Raw genomic sequence first — 14,527 nt, 5'->3', positions numbered from 1 at the left:
TTTCAGAAAATTTCAATGATATGACAAGTTAAAGTCTTTTTCTACGATCCTTACCTCCCCATTACATCATCCTAACAATCCCTTTTGTCCTCCTTCAATTTTTTGTTTTTTATTTTAAAATGAACACCAACAGGAAATAATCATGCAGTGGATGATTTTTGAAGAGAAGGTGATGCTATGACAAAATCGCGAGACAGTTACTTTGACAACGCCAAGTTTATCTTGATTTTTCTGGTGGTGTTCGGCCATATCCTCCGGTCATTTATTAACGGAAATGAGTTTATGCTCCATCTCTACAAATTCATTTATACTTTTCATATGCCGGCCTTTATCCTGGTTTCCGGCTATTTCGCAAAAAACTTTAAGCGGAAAGGTTATGTGAAGAAGCTGGCTGTGAAGCTGATTATTCCGTACTTGATTTTTCAGGGCATTTACTCAGTTTTTTACTATTTGATTCAGGATGAAAGCATGGCAAGCGTCAATCCGATTGATCCGCAGTGGTCTCTCTGGTTTTTAGTCAGCTTATTCTTTTGGAATCTGCTGCTTTACCCCTTTACGAAGCTGCCGAAAATGTGGGCGCTTGGGGCGAGCTGCGGGCTTGCCGTCATGATCGGGTATCTTGATTTTATCAGCAGCACGCTGAGTCTTTCACGGACGTTTGTTTTTCTACCGATGTTTCTCGTCGGGTTTTATTTAAAGAAACAGCACTTTGATTTGCTTCGGGCTAAAAGAGGCAGGCAGATTGCCGCGGGCGTACTGGGGATTGTTTTCCTCTTATGCTGGTGTATTGATTTTGATTACTCGTGGCTGTTCGGATCGGAGCCTTATTCTACATTCGGCACTGTGTCGCTGTTGAGCGGTCTGTCGCGCATCTGCTGGTATGTTTTGGCCTTTGCCGCCACTTTCAGCTTTTTGGCGCTCGTTCCGCAAAAGCGTTATTTCTTTACGAAATGGGGTACGAGAACGTTTTACGTGTATCTGCTGCATGGATTCATTATAAAAACGCTGCGGCAGATCGGGCTTGAAGATCACTTGTCTGATTATCAGAATTTAGTCATGCTCTTAATTTTAACGGCCGCTCTTACGTCCATTCTCTCCAGCAATGCGGTGAAAACGGCCGCACAGCCGTTTATTGAGCTGCGGATCACCGGCTGGCTTGAAGCGGTAAAAGGAACAAGAAACGGTGCTTATTCGAAATAATGAAAATACCTCTTAAGCGTTGCCGCCTAAGAGGTATTTTTTATTGTTTGCCGTCTTCTTTTTTCTTTGGCTTCGTCTGTTCAAGCGTTTCAATCCATTTTCCGGCGTTATAATCACCGAGCTCGCTTGCAAACTCTTCTTCAAGCAATTTAGGGTCCATCGGCTTTTTATGGTTTTGCATGTCTTTGCTGTGGCGGTTTTTTTTCGTCATGTTACTCGCCTCCTTGTTTGCCGTGTTTTGATTTGCGGTTTGCGCCTCTCAGTCCGGGATCACCATCATATTGTGTTTTGTATGCATCTTTGTCCATGCTCTCAGTCGGTGTGTTGTTGTTGGTCAAAGCTTCATTCTTTGCTGCTTTGCGTTTCATTTGATTTCCTCCTTCTGTCAGCAAATCTGTTTTGAATTCATCAAGCATTTCTTTCAAATCGCGCACTGTCACGTTTTTGGCTTCATCAATGAGTTCATAGCCGATCTGTCCGTTCGGCTCAAGCAGCACATATTTAAAATCTTGAATGTCTCCGAGGCCTTCCTGCCTGATCCTCATTGACAGCTGAGCTTCGGTAAAACGCATTTTTTTTAAGTTTTCCGGGATGGTTTTTCCGTTTCTGACAACGGCGACGGTTTTTCCTGAAAATAAAAACTCAAAAAAGCTTGATTTGATTTCTAAATATTCCATCAGGATTAATACCGCAATAAAAATCGCCGCCGCGAAAATAGTTTCCCATAAATTATGTTCAATAAACGGCTGAATAATAATCGAGCCGATCGAAATCATGATGACTGTCTGGGTCACCGACAGCTGGCTGATTGATTTCCGTCCGGCAATCCGCAATAAAAAGGTACCGACCGCTATCATAACTATCGACTTCCAAAATACGGAAAACAATGACGTCACCTCTTTACAAGTAGAATCTCCAAAGAAACTGTTTCCACTCATCCATTTTACGGCAATAAAAAACACCGCTTTCTGAAAAGCGGTGTCAGCCAATAATCATTCTTTCCTTCGGATAATGATAATTTGCTTCGATTTCTTTTCGGCCGATCAAATAAAGGAACGTCAAAATGCCGATCCGGCCGATAAACATGACAATCATGATGACACATTTTCCGATGTCGCTTAAATGCGGAGTAATCCCAAGCGACAGGCCGGTCGTTCCGAATGCGGAACACACTTCAAAAAGCAGTCCGAGGAGCGTCTGATTTTTCTCGGTCACGGACAGAATCAGCGTCGATCCGAACACGAGCAGAATCGCCATCATCGTAACGACCAGCGACTTCATGACATCAGCCTGGTGAAGCTCGCGTTTAAAGACCTTGACCGCTTTATTCCCCCGGGCAAAATGAAACAGGGCAAGCAGGTTAAGCGCAAACGTCGTCGTACGGATTCCGCCGCCGACCGAGCTCGGTGATGCGCCGATGAACATGAGGGCGCAAATGAAAAATAATGTCGGCGCCGACAGCTGGCTGATATCAATTGTCGCAAGCCCGCCGCTTCGCGTAGCGGTTGATTGAAAGAGACATAAAAATAAAACATCATGCCAGCTTTTCCCCTTCATGACATGGCTTGCTTCAAGCGCGTAAATGCCCACGGCTCCGAACAAAACGAGCATTCCGAACGTAACGGTCGTAATTTTCGTAAACAGCGTGAATGAGTATCTGCGCTGTTTTGAAAACAAAAAGTCCTTTACTTCTACGAGCACCGGAAAACCGATCGCACCGAAAATAATCAGAAGCATCGTAATAAACTGCACGAAATAGTCATGTCTGAACGGGACGAGTGAATTTCCCGTAATATCAAAACCGCCGTTTGTCGTGGCGCTGACGCTCGCAAAGAATCCGTGCAAGTACGCCTGTTCAAACGAATCATAATACGTTAAAAAATATGTTCCTAAGATGATGCCGCCTAAAAACTCGATTAATAAAATCAAAAACAGCACTTGCTTCATCAGGTTGACGATACCGGAAAACTGCGATTGATTCTGATCCACCATGATGAGCTTCCGTTCCCGCAGACCGATCCGTTTGCCCATAATGAGCCAGACGAATGTTCCGAGCGTCATGATGCCGATTCCGCCGAATTGAAGCACGAAAGCCAAAATGACAATCCCGGCCGTGCTGAATGTATCAGCCGTGTTGACGACCGTTAAACCGGTGACACTGACTGAGCTGACAGCCGTAAACAGCGCGTCTATAAACGACCAGCTGGCCCCTTGTTTGTGGGCGGCCGGCAGACTTAGCAAAATAAATGCCACCGTCACAGCAAGAAAATAATATAATGCAATCAGCTGTGCAGGCGACAAGATCTGTATGAATTTCTTCAGTTTTAATTTCATAAGATAGTTCCTTCTGCCTCTCAAATGTAGTACGTAATTATTCTAATGATATTGGGAGAATTTTTAAAGGTCTTTTTAGAAAGATTTTTCATTACCTTATGTAATTTGCCGATCTTTAAACAAAAAACCTCTGAAACGATTGTCAGAGGTTTTGTTGATTATTTTGCTTCCAGCCTGCGGATGCGCTCATCGAGATCAGGGTGTGTGGAGAACAGTGACGAATGCTTTTTGCCGTTAATTTTTAACGTCTGCACCGCCGTCTGGTCCTCTTCATTCACATGTCCTGTATAAGACTTCAGCGTACGCAGGGCGTGAATCATTTTATCCTTGCCGGCAAGGTCTGCACCGCCGCGGTCAGCGTGAAACTCTCTATGGCGCGAGTAGGCGAAGACGACAAGACTGCCGAGAATGGAAAAGATAATCTGAAACACGATCATCGCGATAAAATGAACGACCGGCGCGAGGTCTTCTTTGACAAAGCGGCTTGCAACCCATGCCGCGATTCGTGAAAGGAATACGACGAACGTATTGACGATTCCCTGCAGCAGCGTCATCGTGACCATATCACCGTTTGTGATGTGTGCGACTTCATGGGCAAGAACCCCTTCCACCGCAGCATCATCCATCTGCTGCAATAAACCTGAAGAAACCGCGACAAGCGAACGGCGCTTAGAAGGTCCGGTCGCAAAAGCATTGACCTCCGGGGAATGATAAATGCCGACTTCAGGCATTTTCGTCATCCCTGCGGCACGGGACAATCTGTGCACACGGTCAACCAATTGCTGTTCCTCATAGCTGAGCGACTGTTTCTTCGGATTTAACACCCGGACGCCCATCATCGTTTTGGCCATCCATCTGGACATTCCGAGAGAAATAAAAGAACCGACAAAACCGACGACAAGACTGAACACGAGCAATGCCATCAGATCAATGCGGCCATTTTGTATATACGAGCCGACACCGGTAACGCTTGTAATAATCGTAAGCACAATTCCGATTGTCGTAATGACCAAAAGGTTCGTTAAAATAAACAGAAATATTCTTTTCGCCATAATTACCTCCGTCTTTTTTAAGATCAAAAGAACTTATTTACTTAAATTATAAATGATCTGTTTGAAAATGCAACAATTTCGACGTATGATGTTAATGTAATTCTCAGTGATATTAAAAAGTAAACACGTAATCAATCAGAGGTGAACCATGAACACGTTTAAACTGACCCGAACTGATATGGTCCGGCTTCTTTACGCGTTAAAAGGCCAAGGAGACGCAACCCCTCTCCAAATCTTATTGCAATCAGCGGATATGACCTTGGATGAGGCGGAAAGCCGTCTGCATATCCCTGAATTTCTGACGAGATTCGAACGAAAAAAAGAGAAAAAGGAATACGGGCTTTCAACTAACGAGATTGTCGAGCTGGGAAATCTGTGCGAGCTGACGTCTTTAAAATCAACCGCCGTCCAAAACTGGGTGAAGCGCGATATTAAAGATTTAATCGGCCACCCCTTACTCGGCAAAAAATATACAATTGAACAAGCTGTCATCCTTCTCATTGTACGTGATTTAAAATCAATTTATGACTTCGAACATATACGCGGCATATTAAAAATCGCTTTTAACACGATCACAGACAGATCAGACGACGTCATCAGCCCGATCAGCTACTATGAAAGCTGCGCCCAAGTGATTGATTATCTTCATCATAAGGCAAACCCGCCGATGAAGGAAACGAGCCTGCAGGAGCTCGTCGAAGAGCAGACGGACAAGCTCAAAGGCTGCTTTAAAGAACTCGGAAGCGGACAATGGAACAATATCAGATCCATAATCGCCGTCACGGTGCTCTCCGTTTTGACTTTCCATATTCAAGCCTCAGCCTACAAAATGATCAGCCATTTATTATAATTCATAACGCTTCTTCGCCCCGGTGTCTGCGCTGGGGTTTTTTTGCTGTACAACAATTGCCAGCATAATCAATACCGTTCCGTTTGAAACTAAAATGCGAAAACACATCTTGCCAGAGAAAAGGAGATGAAAAAGATGGCGAGCAGAAATAAACTCTTAGTTCCAGGGGCTGAGCAGGCACTTGACCAATTTAAATACGAAGTGGCTCAAGAATTCGGCGTGAACCTTAGCTCTGATACAGCAGCACGCGCAAACGGCTCTGTAGGCGGGGAAATGACAAAACGTCTTGTACAGCAGGCTCAATCACAATTAAACGGGAAAAATCAATAATGCAGCTTATTCGCCGGGACTTCTCGGCGAATTTTGATATTTATCAGCATTCTCCTTTCCGTGCCGGTAGCCGTTCGGATTCCTTCGGTCTGATGAATCTTCATGATGCCGATAGGATTCCCAATGTTCATTGCGATCATGATTCCAGTAATGATTGTAATACTTTTGCTTAGGCTCTTTGTCATTTCCGTTTTCCTGAGGATTTTGTGTTGGGGGCTGCTCTGTTTCCCCATCTTGTTCCTTCTGTGTGTTTTCCTCTGATCCGGAAGCTGCATTTTTTTCGGTTTGCTGATTGCCGTCCTGACTGTCCGGCTTCGCTTCTTCCGTACCGGGCGTTGTTTCATTGTTTCCCGGCTTCTCTGCTGCCTTTTCTTCATCAGGAGCTGTCTTTTCATCAGCCGCCGGCTTTTCTGTGTCCGGCTGCTCGCTTTGATCAGCGTCTGTTTCGGTATCTTTTTGATCTGTTTCATTGCCGTCGGTTTGCTTTTCAGGCTGTTTTTCTTCTGTTTTCTTTTCGTTTCTTCTTATGTAGCTGCCTGTTGACATCCCTTCCTGTTTTGCTTTTTCTCTTGTTTCCATATCAGATTCAAGCGATTGGACCTGGTAGGTGCCCTTATATTTTTCAGTCATGTCAGCCAGCTGTTTTTTAACGCCTTTTTTATATGTATTGTCATCTGTATTTTCATAAACCGTGGAAATTAAAATCTCTTTTGATTCCTTTACATATCCATGCTTGCTGCAATCGGTAATAATATTACTGATGACTTCCTTAAAATCGCTGCTTTTCCAATCTCCGATGTCACTGATGACCTGTTTGGCGTCATGGTTCAGCGGTGTCAGTTCAATGACTTCATATTTGCTGTTTAAAGCCATTTCAATGCTGGGATTAATGTCAAGCGTCATATACGCGTAAGCTTTGTTATCAGAAAAAACCGGGAGCAAAATTAAAATAAACAAAATAATAGCAGTCATCGTAAACACTCCCAATTTAAAAGGGCGCAGTTTCAGAAAATCAAAAAAGCTGGCCCTTCTTCCCATACGCGTTTCGCCTTCGAACGTAATTTCCTCTCCGATTTCACAAGTGCGGTGATCATTTTTTGTTTTTAAAAATTGTCCGTCAGGGGTTAGCAACGTGACGAATTTTTTATTTTTCTCTACTATGATCCCTCTTCTCATGAGTGCAACACCCCTTTAAGATAATCTTTTAAATAAATATAATCACCGGTAATAATAATACTCATGGCGATGATATATTTTCGGTTCCGTTCGATCGTTTTTCTGCTGACCGACACGAGCTGCTCCAGCTGCTTGACAGGAAGCTGTTTTTTCTGGTGCAAAATGGACGCCAGCTCTTCATTTTCAACAAGCGTGTAGGCTACCTTAATCGCATTCTGCCTCGCATCTGTATGTTTCGGCGATTGTTCCAGCAGCTCTTTAAAAGACAGGCCGTATTCTTTCAGCTGCTTCTGAAAAAAAAGAATTTCTTCCCGGCGCTGTTCCTGTTCTATCTGTTTGCGGTATTCATCAATGGAAAGCTCCGCTTCGATAAGGCTCTGCGAAGATTCCTGGTCGTCGCCTTCCTGCACATCCATATTGATATGCTGAGCGGTTCTTGCTTCTTTTCTGATATAATCTATCACTTTTCTTTTTATAATCAGCTCTGCAAATGCAAGCAGCGAATTACCTTTTTCAGCCGAATATTTTTCAATGGCTTCGTTAAACGCGATCAGCCCGATGCTGAATTCGTCGTCTTTTTCATCTATATATCGTTTACAAACGGATGAAACCGTCTTCGCGATAAAAGGCTTATATTGCTGTATTAAATCGTTCTGCAGATCTTTGTCGCCTTTTTGTATTTTTTCAACAGATGTTTCAAGCGTTTGCTTCTTTTTTCCCAATTTAAACAAAAGGCTAAGCACTGGTTTCACCTCAGTTCCTCCCTATAACTACTCATAATCATAGCTAATTTAGTAGGGATTCGCAAAGGAAGAAAAAGAGAAATCGATTTCATTTGTCTCAATTATGACAAGCCAATAAGACGTACTATACATGATTTCGTGCCCCCATGCAGAATTAAGGGGGTTTTCTCTGTGTTTTTTGTAACAATGCTGTTATAAAATTGTTATCATATGTCTTAAATGTAAGCGTTTCAAACAAAAAAGGGAACCTGCTTTTTAAAAAGCCAGACTCCCTTTTTGATCATTTTACGCGTGTTCTCTTTTTTCCGATTCCGCGCCAGACTCTATTTGTTTTGCTCCTGACATAAACCATCCGCAAACCGCAATGGCAGCCAGAACCGCCCAGAAAATGATTTTCCAGGCCGCCGAATGGATGACATCTGCCGGAATGATACCGAGTTCCTCATGGGCCAATGTATAAAGAGCGAGCTTCACGCCTACCCATCCGACAATCACAAATGCCGCCGTTTCAAGGCCCGGCCTGGTTTTTAGTAAGGATACGAACATTGATGCAGCAAAACGCATAATGATTAAACCGATTACGCCGCCGGCTAAAATAACGAGAAACTGACCGCCGTCCAAGCCGCCGATGGCAGGAAGCTGAGTTCCCGGGAGCGTTACGGCAAGCGCGACCGCCGCTAAAATGGAATCAACGGCAAAAGCGATGTCCGCGAGCTCCACTTTCAAGACTGTCTGCCAAAACCCGCTTTCTTTCTGCGTTTTCTGACCGGCGTTATCTTTAAATACATACCGCTTCAGCAAATGGCTGACCGCAATGTAAAACAGATATAAAGCGCCGACGGCCTGGACCTGCCAAACATTCACCAGAAAAGAAATGGCGAACAGCGACCCGAAACGCAAAATAAATGCGCCCGCCAATCCGTAAAATAAAGCCTTCTTCCTTTGTTTTTCAGGAAGATGCTTCACCATCACAGCCATCACCAGCGCGTTATCCGCCGCCAAAATCCCTTCCAGCCCGATTAAAACGAGAAGAACCCATCCATACTCCAATAATAATGCAAAGTCCAATCCATTCCCTCCGTTTCTTTTTTCTATCATCCGAGCTTATACCGGCGGTTTTTTACGCAAAAAAGACCTTTGCCGATATAAGGCAAAGGTCTTGCTAGACATGAATGATTGGCATGCCAACAAAGCCGATGGATATGATCCATGAATTGACGACTTTGTTTCCGGAATATCCGGACGCTACTCCCCTTTGGGATTTCAAGAAATATTTGTTTATACGCTCATGATAAAGCCTGTTTCATTATTTGTCAACGCTTAACTTTTTTAACAAATTGAGAAATTTTTTCTGTTTTGGCCCGCTGTTTTCTTCTCTTTAAAAACATCCAAAGAATGAGAAGCAACACAATGAATATACCGAGCGGCAGCATATATTGATCGAGAATGGAACCGACGCTTTTCCAATTTTCCCCGAGTTTCATTCCGAGGTATACGTAAGCAAATGTAATCGGCAGCATCGCTGCATATGTATATAGAGAGAAGACCCAGACATTCATCTTCGCAATGCCGCACGGCAAAGAAATCAGCGTCCTGACCCCCGGTATAAAACGGCCGCTGAACGCGACCAAACCTCCGTGCTTCTGAAAGAAATCATCTGATTTCTGCAGGGATTCGGGTTTTATCCATATATACTTTCCATATTTCAGCAAAAACGGCCGACCGCCCAGCCTGCCGATTCCATATAAGACAAGCGGACCTGAAACACCGCCGAGCGAACCGGCAAACACGGTCCCGGCAAGCGTCATATCCCCTTTTGAGACCCAATAGCCCGCAAGCGGAAGAACAATTTCCGCCGGGATGAATTCTATACTGAGCGCCAAAAAAATTCCGGCGTAAGATAAGCTTTTAAACGCTTCAATTATTGATATGATGAAATCTTCGATGATCTATCACTCCCGGCTTACGTCTATACTCTGAAACTTAAGAATGATTTTAACACAAAACCTTGAGTCTGAAATATCTTTTAGACATGCCCGTTATAAATGTGAGTCGTTTCAGATCGGTATAGCGGGAGGGAATGACATGCGCAATACAACGTCCCGCCTGTCTCCTGATTGCTTGTCTGGCGGCGTTTACATCACTTAAGATCTCCGGAAAAGGAAGCGGCGGCTGACCGCGAATTCAGTTCATATGGGAGCGGGAAATTTTCTCAGTCACTGCATGGGAATGCGTGGGCATTTCCCGGGGAATGATTTTGTATAATCTTTTTGATTACCACTGATGATTTTCAGGGACTTCAGCGCTTTAAAGAACTTATCGATTCACTGATTGTAAATAAAGAATGCGGCGCGAAAAAACGATGAATAAGAATGCGATTTCCTTTTCAGCCGACCATTTCCCCCTGAGGAAATGGAACAGCCGCTCCATGAAGCGCCGCAACACCCATAAGTTGCTACACATGGAACGGACCCGTTTATCCACAATAAAGACAAAAAGGAGTTTTTATTCATGCACACGATGTGGAAGGGTTCGATCAGTTTCGGCCTCGTCAATATCCCGGTCAAGCTCTTTGCGGCCACTGAAGATAAAGATATAAAATTCCGCAGTCTTCATAAAGAAGACCATGCGCCGATTAAATACGAAAAAATCTGCACCGGATGTGAAAAAAGTCTGGAACCTGATGAAATTGTGAAAGGCTATGAGTATGTAAAAGGGAAATACGTCATTATGACAGACGAAGACTTGAAAGACGTAAAACAGGAACATGAAGAAAAAGCGGTTGAGATTGTTGACTTTGTCCAGCTGCAGGAAATTGATCCGATTTATTTTAACCGGTCGTATTATGTCGGGCCGGGAGATAACGGCACAAAAGCCTATACACTTCTGCGGGAAGCGCTAAGGACGACGGGTAAAATCGGGATTGCCTCCATTACGATCCGCTCTAAACAGCAGCTTGCGATTCTTCGCGTGTATGACAACTGCATCGTGATGGAATCCATTCATTATCCGGATGAAGTCAGAAATGCCGGACATGTGCCAGGCGTTCCCGAGCAGACAGCCGTTAATGAAAAAGAGCTGCAGACGGCGATTACGTTAATTAATGAGCTGACAACCGAGTTTGACCCGGAACAATACGAAGATACGTACCGGAAAGCCCTTCTCGCTAAAATTAACGATAAGCTCGAACATGAAGAAGCGGGCGTGACACCGGCTGCTGCCGGCCCGCGCGAAGATGTCATTGATCTTGTCAGCGCGCTTCAGGCAAGCATTGACCGGACGAAGCGGCCGGATCGCGAACAGGCTGCGCCGGCGCGGACAAAAGACGCCGCGTCAGCAGGCGGCGGAGGCAAAAAGCAGAAGACGACCAGACAAAAAGCCGGAACGTCTTAATCATGGTGCTGACGATGCAGCCGATTTTGACCTCTGTACCGCCTGAAGGCAGTGAGTGGCGCTATGAGGTAAAGTATGACGGATTCCGCTGTCTTCTCCGCATAGACGAAAGCGGCGTTACATTAACCAGCAGAAACGGACAGACGCTGACGAATCAATTTCCGGAAATCACGGCTTTTGCGGCCCGGTGTTTTCAGCACATGAAAGACAGGTTCCCCATTACGCTTGACGGAGAGCTTGTCTATTTAATCAATCCGTACAGAGCGGACTTTGAGCATCTTCAAATCCGCGGACGTTTAAAACGGACGGAAGCAATTGAAAGCACCGCTGATAGACGGCCGTGCCGCTTTCTGGCATTTGATCTCCTCGTTCTGGAAGGCGCCGGCACCGTCTCATTACCGTATGTGAAACGGAAACGCGCCCTTTCCAAACTGCTTAAAGAAGCAAATCTTCCCGCCTGCCCTCATCACTTAGCGGAAGAAGCGATTCAATACATTCCGGAACACACTGACTTTGATGCGCTTTGGGACAAGGTCGTCCGCCATGACGGAGAAGGTATCGTAGCAAAAAGGGCTTCCAGCGGCTGGGCGGAAAATAAACGCTCTCCCGACTGGCAAAAGTATAAACATATGAAAACGGCACATGTGCTATTAACCGGGTTTAATCCGAAGAACGGGTATGTAACGGCCTCTGTTTTAAAAGACGGCACCGCCGTCCCGATCGCTTCCGTTTCCCACGGCATGCAGGCGGAAGAAAAAAACGCCGTCAGAACCATTATGGAGACCCACGGAAAAAAACAAAACAGCGGCGAGTATACACTTGAGCCTTCTATCTGCATGACCGTTCAGTATTTAACCATATTGCAGGACACGCTGCGTGAAGTATCTTTTGTGTCTTTTCAGTTTGAAATGGATTGGACGGAATGCACGTATCAGCAGCTTATCCTTCACTCTAAAACGCTGCCGCCGAAGCTGCAGTTCACAAGCCTGGATAAGATTGTTTTTAAAAAACGTGAAAAAACGAAAGCAGATTTCCTCAGTTATATGGTGAAAATGAGCGATTTTCTTATGCCCTTTCTTAAAGATCGGGCCGTCACGGTGATCCGTTATCCGCACGGCGCGCCTGGCGAATCTTTTTTTCAAAAAAACAAACCGGACTACACGCCGGACTTTGTCTCAAGCGTGTTTGACGGGAGCCATGAGCACATCGTATGCAGCAGCATACCGTCACTTTTATGGCTGGCTAATCAGCTGGCGCTTGAATTTCACGTTCCGTTTCAGACAGTGCATTCTGAAAGGCCCGCAGAAATCGTCATTGATCTTGATCCTCCGTCAAGGAATGATTTTCCTATGGCAGTGGAGGCTGCGCATGTGCTGAAACAGCTGTTTGACTCATTCAGCATTACGTCATTCCCGAAGCTCTCCGGAAATAAAGGCATTCAGCTCTACATCCCGCTTTCACCGGAAGCATTCACCTATGAAGAAACCCGTGCGTTCACAATGCTCATCGCCGATTATTGCGTCAGGACGCGGCCGGATCTTTTTACGACAGAGCGGTTTATCAAAAACCGAAACGGCAGGCTCTACCTAGATTATTTGCAGCATGCCGAAGGGAAAACCATTATCGCCCCCTATTCGACCCGGGGCAACGAATTGGGAACGGTTGCGGCTCCCCTTTATTGGAGCGAAGTCAACTCCTCTTTAACACCCGATGATTATACGATCGATACAGTAGTGAACCGCGTCAGGACAGAGGGAGATCCGTTTTATGATTTTTACAGGAATCCGCAGGACGGCCCGCTTTCAATCGTGCTTGAGCAAATCAAGAGAAAGAGCTGACGCTTTTTGTCAGCTCTTTTCAGTCTGATACGTGCACATCAATTTTTCTTTGGAAATAAATAAATAGCAGGAGTAAGGAATGTTTTTGAGGGTGAGCTGTTTTGCAGTGAAGTATAAAATCGGAATATGGGCCGCTTTCTTAAACAGCCTGTAGCAGCCGCTGGACGGTTTTATCACATCAAAACCGAGTCTCGCCGCTCCTTTATGAAGCATTGTAATGCCGACGACTCCCTTAATCTCGTCTTTCCGTTTATGCTGGTTAATATAATCCGCTAAATGAGGCATGGATTGATATACCTTCTGATATAGCATAATCCCCCTTCTGACCGCGCTTTCAATAGGCTGCAGCTCTTTCAGGAGTTTGACATTATGAAGATGAATCTTAACTAACACGTCGTTTTTTTTAATTCTGGTTCCGTCGCTCAGGATGACTTCTTTTCCTTTATATCTAGTCAAACGGACGCGGAATACATTCGATTGCCGTTTATCAATCAGCGTCAGCCGGGTAAAGAAGAAATAAAGCGGATCAAGTAAGTACCATATAGACAGCAGACAGCTTCTCACATGTTCACCTTCTTTATATTCAAAGCACCCTCATATTTTGGCATGGGGCATGTCACATTATGATTGGTAAATAATGATGCCGACCTGTATCAGCTTATGCAAAAACCGCTTCAGGCTCTACTGTCCGGAACAGAAAAAAACACTCTTCGTGAAGAAGAGTGTTTGTATCCGCTTTCTTTTAACGGAAAAGCAAATGTTGGCTGTGAATTCCCGCTTTTTTCAGCAGGGCTATCAGCTGTTCCTGTTCCTCAGGCATAAGCCCTGAAAACGCTCTCGCAATTCTCAATGAATGAATCGGATAAATTTTATCCAAATACTCGTTTCCTTTATCAGTTAAATGGGCGTAAACAGACCGTTTGTCCTTCGGATCTTGTTCTCTGACCAAAAACCCGTTTCTTTCAAGCTTGTCGATGACATAGGTGACATTCCCGCTGACAAGCAAAAGACGCGACCCGATTTGCTGAAGCTTTTGCGGTCCTCTCGTATAAAGCAGCTCCAAAACGGCAAATTCAGTCGGATTAAAACCGTGTTCTTTACTGTCGCGGATGCTGTGTTCAGACACACTCTTGAAAGCCCTTGCAAAAACTTTGTACAAATTCATCGAACGCATCACTTCTTCTTCGTTAAATGATAATCTCATCATATCTACCCCGTATTTAAGATTTTTATAAAAAAATAATGTAAACCCTTACAATTCATAAGAGTCGATCTTTGTTTTATATTCTATTCGTGCCGTTTTTCAGAATTCCTTCTTTTTTATATAAAAAAATACCCTTATACATCATTTAATTTGTATAAGGGTTCCGTTCTTTATAGGGAATGTTCCGAAAAAAATACGCGTATTCCTTTCTCAGCTCCGTAATTGTCATGGAATTGAGTATTTCTTTCGTATAGACTCCGATCTGCAGAAGCTTTTTGGAATAATGGTTTCTCTCTTTGTCCAATGCATTTTGAAGCAAACGACTCATGGCAGCCTCCTTTGTTTTCCGTTATTCTATGATCAGAATAACGCTTTTATATCAAAGACGTATAAAGCCATTGTAAAAC

General features: G+C 44.4%; 16 protein-coding genes. 5 read left to right on the top strand and 11 right to left on the bottom strand.

The window, feature by feature from the left end; translation table 11 throughout:
• The first annotated feature begins 177 nt into the window (after nt 1-177).
• Nucleotides 178-1,200: an acyltransferase family protein gene (locus ACKTRM_RS06765; RefSeq protein ID WP_012117406.1), complete on the top strand. Its 1,023-nt coding sequence runs from the start codon at nt 178-180 to the stop codon at nt 1,198-1,200.
• Between the two features lie 40 nt (nt 1,201-1,240).
• Here ACKTRM_RS06765 and ACKTRM_RS06760 read toward each other — a convergent pair whose 3' ends face one another.
• The 4 genes from ACKTRM_RS06760 to htpX all read right to left on the bottom strand — a co-directional run bounded on the left by ACKTRM_RS06760 (nt 1,241) and on the right by htpX (nt 4,586).
• Nucleotides 1,241-1,411 carry a hypothetical protein gene (locus ACKTRM_RS06760; protein WP_007610936.1) on the bottom strand — a complete coding sequence of 57 codons (171 nt, stop codon included), beginning with the start codon at nt 1,409-1,411 and terminating at the stop codon, nt 1,241-1,243.
• A 1-nt stretch (nt 1,412) separates the two neighbouring features.
• A complete protein-coding gene (locus ACKTRM_RS06755; RefSeq protein ID WP_012117405.1) occupies nt 1,413-2,087 on the bottom strand; it encodes a DUF421 domain-containing protein in 675 nt (224 codons plus the stop codon).
• A 94-nt stretch (nt 2,088-2,181) separates the two neighbouring features.
• A complete protein-coding gene (locus ACKTRM_RS06750) occupies nt 2,182-3,534 on the bottom strand; it encodes a TrkH family potassium uptake protein (RefSeq protein WP_007610933.1) in 1,353 nt (450 codons plus the stop codon).
• A 158-nt stretch (nt 3,535-3,692) separates the two neighbouring features.
• Nucleotides 3,693-4,586: a protease HtpX gene (htpX, locus tag ACKTRM_RS06745; protein WP_007407207.1), complete on the bottom strand. Its 894-nt coding sequence runs from the start codon at nt 4,584-4,586 to the stop codon at nt 3,693-3,695.
• Nucleotides 4,587-4,734: 148 nt separating this feature from the next.
• Here htpX and ACKTRM_RS06740 point away from each other — a divergent pair, with 148 nt between their 5' ends.
• Together ACKTRM_RS06740 and ACKTRM_RS06735 are read left to right on the top strand one after the other, a co-directional pair.
• Entirely contained in the window at nt 4,735-5,436 is a 702-nt protein-coding gene (locus ACKTRM_RS06740) for a DUF1836 domain-containing protein (RefSeq protein ID WP_012117404.1), read from the top strand.
• 135 nt (nt 5,437-5,571) lie between these two features.
• Nucleotides 5,572-5,766 (top strand): alpha/beta-type small acid-soluble spore protein, encoded by a 195-nt coding sequence (locus tag ACKTRM_RS06735; RefSeq protein WP_003154717.1) that lies wholly within the window; start codon nt 5,572-5,574, stop codon nt 5,764-5,766.
• 6 nt (nt 5,767-5,772) lie between these two features.
• Here ACKTRM_RS06735 and ACKTRM_RS06730 read toward each other — a convergent pair whose 3' ends face one another.
• The 4 genes from ACKTRM_RS06730 to ACKTRM_RS06715 all read right to left on the bottom strand — a co-directional run bounded on the left by ACKTRM_RS06730 (nt 5,773) and on the right by ACKTRM_RS06715 (nt 9,634).
• On the bottom strand, nt 5,773-6,942 hold the full coding sequence (locus tag ACKTRM_RS06730) for an anti-sigma factor domain-containing protein (RefSeq protein WP_007407209.1): 1,170 nt from the start codon (nt 6,940-6,942) through the stop codon (nt 5,773-5,775).
• Nucleotides 6,939-7,694 carry an RNA polymerase sigma factor SigI gene (gene sigI / locus ACKTRM_RS06725; protein ID WP_003154719.1) on the bottom strand — a complete coding sequence of 252 codons (756 nt, stop codon included), beginning with the start codon at nt 7,692-7,694 and terminating at the stop codon, nt 6,939-6,941. Before sigI ends, ACKTRM_RS06730 begins: the two co-directional genes overlap by 4 nt.
• 276 nt (nt 7,695-7,970) lie before the next feature.
• Nucleotides 7,971-8,753, bottom strand: coding sequence for a TerC family protein (locus ACKTRM_RS06720; protein ID WP_014417565.1), 783 nt, complete (start codon nt 8,751-8,753; stop codon nt 7,971-7,973).
• Nucleotides 8,754-8,998: 245 nt separating this feature from the next.
• Nucleotides 8,999-9,634: a DedA family protein gene (locus tag ACKTRM_RS06715; RefSeq protein WP_369878818.1), complete on the bottom strand. Its 636-nt coding sequence runs from the start codon at nt 9,632-9,634 to the stop codon at nt 8,999-9,001.
• Between the two features lie 562 nt (nt 9,635-10,196).
• Between ACKTRM_RS06715 and ku the strand changes: the two genes are divergently transcribed.
• Together ku and ACKTRM_RS06705 are read left to right on the top strand one after the other, a co-directional pair.
• Entirely contained in the window at nt 10,197-11,078 is an 882-nt protein-coding gene (gene ku / locus ACKTRM_RS06710) for a non-homologous end joining protein Ku (RefSeq protein WP_007610913.1), read from the top strand.
• A 2-nt stretch (nt 11,079-11,080) separates the two neighbouring features.
• Nucleotides 11,081-12,916, top strand: a complete 1,836-nt coding sequence (locus ACKTRM_RS06705; protein ID WP_012117401.1) for a DNA ligase D — start codon at nt 11,081-11,083, stop codon at nt 12,914-12,916.
• Nucleotides 12,917-12,925: 9 nt separating this feature from the next.
• Here ACKTRM_RS06705 and ACKTRM_RS06700 read toward each other — a convergent pair whose 3' ends face one another.
• The 3 genes from ACKTRM_RS06700 to ACKTRM_RS06690 form a co-directional block, all read right to left on the bottom strand.
• Complete coding sequence (locus ACKTRM_RS06700) at nt 12,926-13,480, bottom strand: YkoP family protein (protein WP_007407215.1); 555 nt, start codon at nt 13,478-13,480, stop codon at nt 12,926-12,928.
• Nucleotides 13,481-13,658: 178 nt separating this feature from the next.
• Nucleotides 13,659-14,123, bottom strand: coding sequence for a MarR family winged helix-turn-helix transcriptional regulator (locus ACKTRM_RS06695; RefSeq protein ID WP_007610911.1), 465 nt, complete (start codon nt 14,121-14,123; stop codon nt 13,659-13,661).
• 142 nt (nt 14,124-14,265) lie between these two features.
• Nucleotides 14,266-14,448, bottom strand: a complete 183-nt coding sequence (locus ACKTRM_RS06690; RefSeq protein ID WP_003154731.1) for a Fur-regulated basic protein FbpA — start codon at nt 14,446-14,448, stop codon at nt 14,266-14,268.
• Nucleotides 14,449-14,527 lie beyond the last annotated feature (79 nt).

Origin of the sequence: Bacillus sp. D7-8, from assembly GCF_052055895.1 — a bacterium.
In the GTDB taxonomy this organism is placed as follows: domain Bacteria; phylum Bacillota; class Bacilli; order Bacillales; family Bacillaceae; genus Bacillus; species Bacillus velezensis.
The sequence above is the reverse complement of the archived record's forward strand: the minus strand, read 5'-3'. Positions and strand labels throughout refer to the sequence as shown.